The following is a 5,382-nucleotide window of genomic DNA, read 5'->3' as shown; positions in this document are numbered from 1 at the left end:
AACAGACATGCTATTGGATTTCGAAAAACCCATTGCAGAGTTAGAAGCTAAGTTGGAAGACATGAAAAAGATTGCTCAGGAGAGCGATGTTGATGTCAAGGATGCTGTTAAATCTCTGGAAACTAAGATTAAAAATCTGAAAAAGGAAACATTTAGTAACCTCACACGCTGGCAGAGGGTTCAACTGTCAAGACATCCGGAGCGACCTTATACGCTTGATTATATCTACGAGATGTCAGACGACTTTATTGAACTTCATGGAGACAGAACCGTGAAAGATGATAAAGCCATAGTGGGTGGTTTTGCTACTATCAATAAGCAGACTTTCATGGTAATAGGCCAGCAAAAAGGGCGTAATACCAAGCAGAGGCAGTTGCGTAACTTTGGTATGGCTAACCCTGAAGGTTATAGAAAAGCACTCAGGTTAATGAAAATGGCTGAAAAGTTTAATAAGCCTATCATTACTTTAATAGACACTCCGGGAGCATTTCCAGGCCTTGAGGCCGAGGAAAGAGGTCAGGGTGAGGCTATTGCCCGTAACCTTAAAGAGATGTTTATGCTCAAAGTTCCTGTTATATGTATTGTAATAGGAGAGGGAGCTTCGGGTGGAGCCCTGGGTATCGCTATCGGCGATAAAGTGTTCATGTTGGAAAATACCTGGTATTCGGTAATATCTCCTGAAAACTGCTCTACCATACTTTGGAGAAGCTGGGACTATAAGGAGCAGGCAGCAGAAGCTATGCGTGTAACTGCACATGATATGCTTGACCTTAAACTTATTGACGGCATTATTAATGAGCCTCTTGGTGGAGCCCATGCTGACCTTAAAGCTATGTCTAAGGAGATGAAAAAGGTAATATTGGAGCATACCAAAGAATTGCAGGCCATGACACCGGAAGAAAGGATAGAGAAGAGAATAGATAAATTCTGCGAAATGGGTGTCGTAAAGGAGTAAGCCCATAAAAAAATCTTCATAAATTTAAGCCACAGGATATTTCTTGTGGCTTTTTAATTGGTGTTAGCCCACGTTGTCTATGGAGTAAAACTTCAGACATTGGGAACGATAAATAACCATCGTCCGAAAGTAAAGATCTTTCGGTATAAGGGCTGCAGAAATAATGGGAACAGATTAACAAAGACAGATTTATGAACCTACACGTAATTAATACAGGCTTTTTTAAACTTGATGGTGGGGCAATGTTTGGAGTGGTGCCTAAAACTTTATGGTCGCGAACAAACCCTGCAGATGAAAACAATATGTGTAATTGGGCCATGCGCTGTTTGCTGTTAGAGGATGGTGACCAACTGATATTGATTGATAACGGCATTGGTAATAAGCAAAGCGATAAGTTTTTCAGCCATTATTATTTACATGGAGATGCCAGCCTGCAGTCCTCTTTGAATCAGGCCGGTTTCTGCCATGATGATATTACGGATATGTTTCTCACCCATTTGCATTTTGATCATTGTGGTGGTGGAGTTAGATATGATAAACAGGAAAAGCTGGAGCTGGTATTTAAAAATGCGAAATACTGGTCAAATAAGGATCATTGGCAATGGGCGACTGTGCCAAATGCCAGGGAGAAGGCCAGCTTTTTGAAAGAAAATATTTTGCCTATGCAGGAAAGTGGGCATTTGAATTTTGTGCCCCTCGATGGAAGTTCACCTTTTTCTCAGTTTGATATAATTACTGCCGATGGACACACCGATAAACAAATGATCCCCAAGATCAGGTATAAAGACAAAACCATTGTGTTTATGGCAGACCTGCTCCCTTCTACAGGTCATATTCCGCTTCCTTATGTTATGGGCTATGATACGCGCCCGCTTTTGACCTTATCAGAGAAGGAAGCTTTTCTTAAAGAAGCTGCCGATAATGAATACATTCTTTTCCTTGAACATGATCCTGTTAACGAATGCTGTACTGTAACGCATACCGAAAAAGGGGTGAGACTGGATAAAACATTTTCATTAAAGGAGATACTCTGATGAAAGTAGGATTGGTGTTATCCGGCGGTGGAGCAAGGGGGATTGCTCACCTCGGGGTTATCAAAGCACTTGAGGAAGCAGGTATAAACTTTTCAGAGATATCCGGTACCAGTGCGGGCTCTATAGTTGGCGCGCTTTATTCATATGGCTACAGTACTGATGATATTCTCAATATTGTAAAAGAGGTTAAAGCGTTTCGCTTCCTGCAGCCGGCAATGAGTTGGCGGGGTATTCTCAAAATGGACGTACTGCACAAATTTTTGGAGCGGTACATGCCTCAAAATAACTTTGAGTCACTAAAAACTCCCTTACATGTGGCCGCTACAAATGTTAGGACAGGTCTGACGGAATTTTTTAGTTCAGGAAAACTCATAGGGGCAGTATGCGCCTCATCGTGTATTCCTGTATTATTTGATCCTATAGAATTTGAAGGAGAACTTTATATTGACGGAGGCATATTGAACAATCTGCCTTATGAACCTTTAAAGAAGAATTGTGATATCATTATTGGTTCGCATTCTAACCCTGTAGATCACAATTTTGAGCCCAAAAACGCCCGCTTGGTTATGGAGAGGGCATTATTGCTGGCCATTGGTTGTAATGTCTATAGCAGAAGTAGTCAATGTGATTTTTTTATAGAACCTTTGGGACTTGAAAGTTACAAGGTGCTTGACCTCACCAATGTTGATGATATCTATCGAATTGGATACGAACAAGCCGTTAAACAGATAGAAGAACAAAAAATTATAGAAACCTGTAAAGTATGAATTTTAAAGAACTGATACTTCAGGGTATCCCCAGTGAACTACCCGCCCCGAAAGATTATAATAATGACGTAAACCACGCTCCTAAAAGAAAGGAAATATTAAGTAAAGAAGAGAAGGAACTGGCCCTAAGAAACGCCTTGAGGTATTTTGAACCACACCATCATAAGGCTCTTGTTAACGAATTCAGGGAAGAGCTGGATAGGTTTGGTAGGATATACATGTATCGGTTCAGGCCTGACTATCAAATGTATGCTCGTCCTATCGATGAGTATCCACACCAGTCCAGGCAAGCCGCGGCTATCATGATGATGATCCAGAATAACCTTGACCCGGCCGTTGCCCAGCATCCGCATGAACTGATTACCTATGGAGGAAACGGCGCAGTTTTTCAAAATTGGGCGCAGTACCTTCTTACCATGCAATATCTGGCTACGATGACTGATGAGCAGACCCTGCACATGTATTCAGGCCATCCTATGGGGCTGTTTCCTTCATCTAAAGAGGCTCCAAGGGTAGTGGTTACCAATGGCATGATGATACCTAATTATTCAAAACCGGATGATTGGGAGAAATTTAATGCCCTCGGAGTGACCCAGTATGGACAAATGACGGCCGGATCATATATGTATATAGGACCTCAGGGCATAGTACATGGTACTACAATAACTGTATTGAATGCCGGTAGGAAAATTTCCAAGGCAGGTGAGGGGCTGGCCGGTAAAGTTTTTGTTACATCAGGCCTTGGCGGAATGAGCGGAGCGCAACCTAAAGCAGGTAATATTGCAGGCTGTATTTCTGTAGTGGCAGAGGTAAATCCTAAAGCCACACATACCAGACATTCTCAAGGCTGGGTAGATGAGGTTCTGGATAACATTGAGGACCTGATAAAAAGGGTTAAGCAGGCCAAAGAGAATAAGGAAGTTGTTTCCATAGCCTATCAGGGTAATGTAGTTGATATATGGGAGGAATTTGACAAGCAGGATATTTATATTGACCTGGGTTCCGACCAGACATCTTTGCATAACCCATGGGCAGGAGGCTACTACCCGGTAACACTGGGCTTTGAAGAGGCCAACCAGATGATGGCCAATGAGCCTGAGAAATTCAAAGAGCATGTTCAGGAATCGCTGAGAAGACAGGCAGCGGCCATTAACAGGCACACAGCAAAGGGAACATACTTCTTTGATTACGGCAATGCATTCCTGCTGGAGGCTTCAAGGGCCGGTGCAGATGTAATGGCAGATAATGGCATTGATTTCAGATACCCCTCTTATGTGCAGGATATCATGGGGCCGATGTGTTTTGATTATGGCTTTGGGCCGTTCCGTTGGGTTTGTACCAGTGGTAAGCCTGAGGATTTAGCCAAAACGGATGAAATTGCTGCTAATGTGTTGGAGGAAATCATGAAAAATTCTCCCGGGCGTATCCAACAGCAAATGGCTGATAATATTAGATGGATCAAAGCTGCCGGCGAGAATAAGTTGGTGGTAGGCTCCCAGGCTAGGATATTGTATGCCGATGCAGAAGGTAGAGCAAAGATAGCCACAGCCTTTAACGAGGCAATAAAGAAGGGAGAAATAGGGGAAGTAGTATTGGGCCGGGATCATCATGATGTCTCCGGAACGGACAGCCCTTACCGAGAGACTTCCAACATCTATGATGGCTCTAAGTTCACTGCTGATATGGCCATTCACAATGTTATCGGAGACTCTTTCCGGGGAGCGACCTGGGTATCTATCCACAATGGAGGTGGAGTAGGCTGGGGAGAGGTAATTAATGGTGGCTTTGGTATGCTGCTTGACGGAACTGCCGATGCCCAAAGAAAACTGGAAAATATGCTTTTCTATGACGTAAATAATGGTATAGCACGCAGAAGTTGGGCCAGAAATGATGAAGCTATGTTTGCGATCAAAAGGGCTATGGAAAGGAATAATCAGCTAAAGGTAACTATTCCCAACCTGGTTGATGAATCAATTTTAAAGGGTTAAAACTCTTTTGATCGAAAATATACTTGAGCAAACAAAGAATTCAATATAATTTTGAAGCATAACTAAAACAAACAACTAAAAATGAAAAGAACATTACTTACAGTAATTATTGTGGCTGCTGTTGCCAGCTTTGCATCGGCTCAGACAGAGCAGGGAAGAATTTTGGCAGGTGGAAGTTTTTCTATGGAGTTTGAAAATAATAAAGTAGAAACAGGAAGTACTACGGTTGATAGAGGGAATACCTTTTCTGCATCTTTTAATCCTAATGTAGGATACTTTTTTGTCGATGGATTAGCCGTAGGACTTGAATTGGGAATTACTTCTTCTACCTTTAAGGCAGATCAGTCCGATTATGAGGAAAGATATTCTTCCCTTAGCTTTGGTCCTTTTGTAAAATACTATCACAAGAGCAATTTTTTCGGTTTAGGAAGTTTTGGCGTGGGTTCTGCGAAAAATGAAATAGACGATAACGGGACAAGTGAGGTTAAGTACGGATTATTTAACTGGAGACTTGGTGCTGGTTACGCAGTGTTTTTAAATGATAATGTTTCGCTGGAGCCAATGCTTTCTTATGGTTCTGATAGACGTAAAAATAAGGACGCTGACCCTGAAGTTACTGTTATTGACAATGACTTAAT

5 protein-coding genes are annotated in these 5,382 nt (G+C 42.1%); all 5 read left to right on the top strand.

Translation table 11 applies throughout. From position 1 onward, the window contains the following. Window positions 1–7: 7 nt before the first annotated feature. Window positions 8–955, top strand: coding sequence for an acetyl-CoA carboxylase carboxyltransferase subunit alpha (locus E1163_RS02710; protein WP_155169205.1), 948 nt, complete (start codon window positions 8–10; stop codon window positions 953–955). A gap of 191 nt (window positions 956–1,146) precedes the next feature. Continuing rightward, a complete protein-coding gene (locus tag E1163_RS02705; protein WP_155169203.1) occupies window positions 1,147–1,989 on the top strand; it encodes an MBL fold metallo-hydrolase in 843 nt (280 codons plus the stop codon). Beyond that, complete coding sequence (locus tag E1163_RS02700) at window positions 1,989–2,756, top strand: patatin-like phospholipase family protein (protein WP_155169201.1); 768 nt, start codon at window positions 1,989–1,991, stop codon at window positions 2,754–2,756. Before E1163_RS02705 ends, E1163_RS02700 begins: the two co-directional genes overlap by 1 nt. Continuing rightward, window positions 2,753–4,744 carry a urocanate hydratase gene (locus E1163_RS02695; RefSeq protein ID WP_155169199.1) on the top strand — a complete coding sequence of 664 codons (1,992 nt, stop codon included), beginning with the start codon at window positions 2,753–2,755 and terminating at the stop codon, window positions 4,742–4,744. Before E1163_RS02700 ends, E1163_RS02695 begins: the two co-directional genes overlap by 4 nt. 81 nt (window positions 4,745–4,825) lie before the next feature. Beyond that, window positions 4,826–5,382 (top strand): outer membrane beta-barrel protein (locus tag E1163_RS02690; RefSeq protein ID WP_155169197.1); only part of this gene is annotated, 557 nt, incomplete at its 3' end.

It is taken from the genome of Fulvivirga kasyanovii (genome assembly GCF_009711405.1).
GTDB classification, from domain to species: Bacteria; Bacteroidota; Bacteroidia; order Cytophagales; family Cyclobacteriaceae; genus Fulvivirga; species Fulvivirga kasyanovii.
Note: the sequence above shows the minus strand (reverse complement) of the source record. Positions and strands in the feature narration are given on the sequence as shown.

Excerpts from the sequence above, each read along its gene's own strand:
- E1163_RS02710 (WP_155169205.1), top strand. The coding sequence starts at position 8 with ATGCTATTGGATTTCGAAAAACCCATTGCAGAGTTAGAAGCTAAGTTG.
- E1163_RS02705 (WP_155169203.1), top strand. The coding sequence starts at position 1,147 with ATGAACCTACACGTAATTAATACAGGCTTTTTTAAACTTGATGGTGGG.
- E1163_RS02700 (WP_155169201.1), top strand. The coding sequence starts at position 1,989 with ATGAAAGTAGGATTGGTGTTATCCGGCGGTGGAGCAAGGGGGATTGCT.
- E1163_RS02695 (WP_155169199.1), top strand. The coding sequence starts at position 2,753 with ATGAATTTTAAAGAACTGATACTTCAGGGTATCCCCAGTGAACTACCC.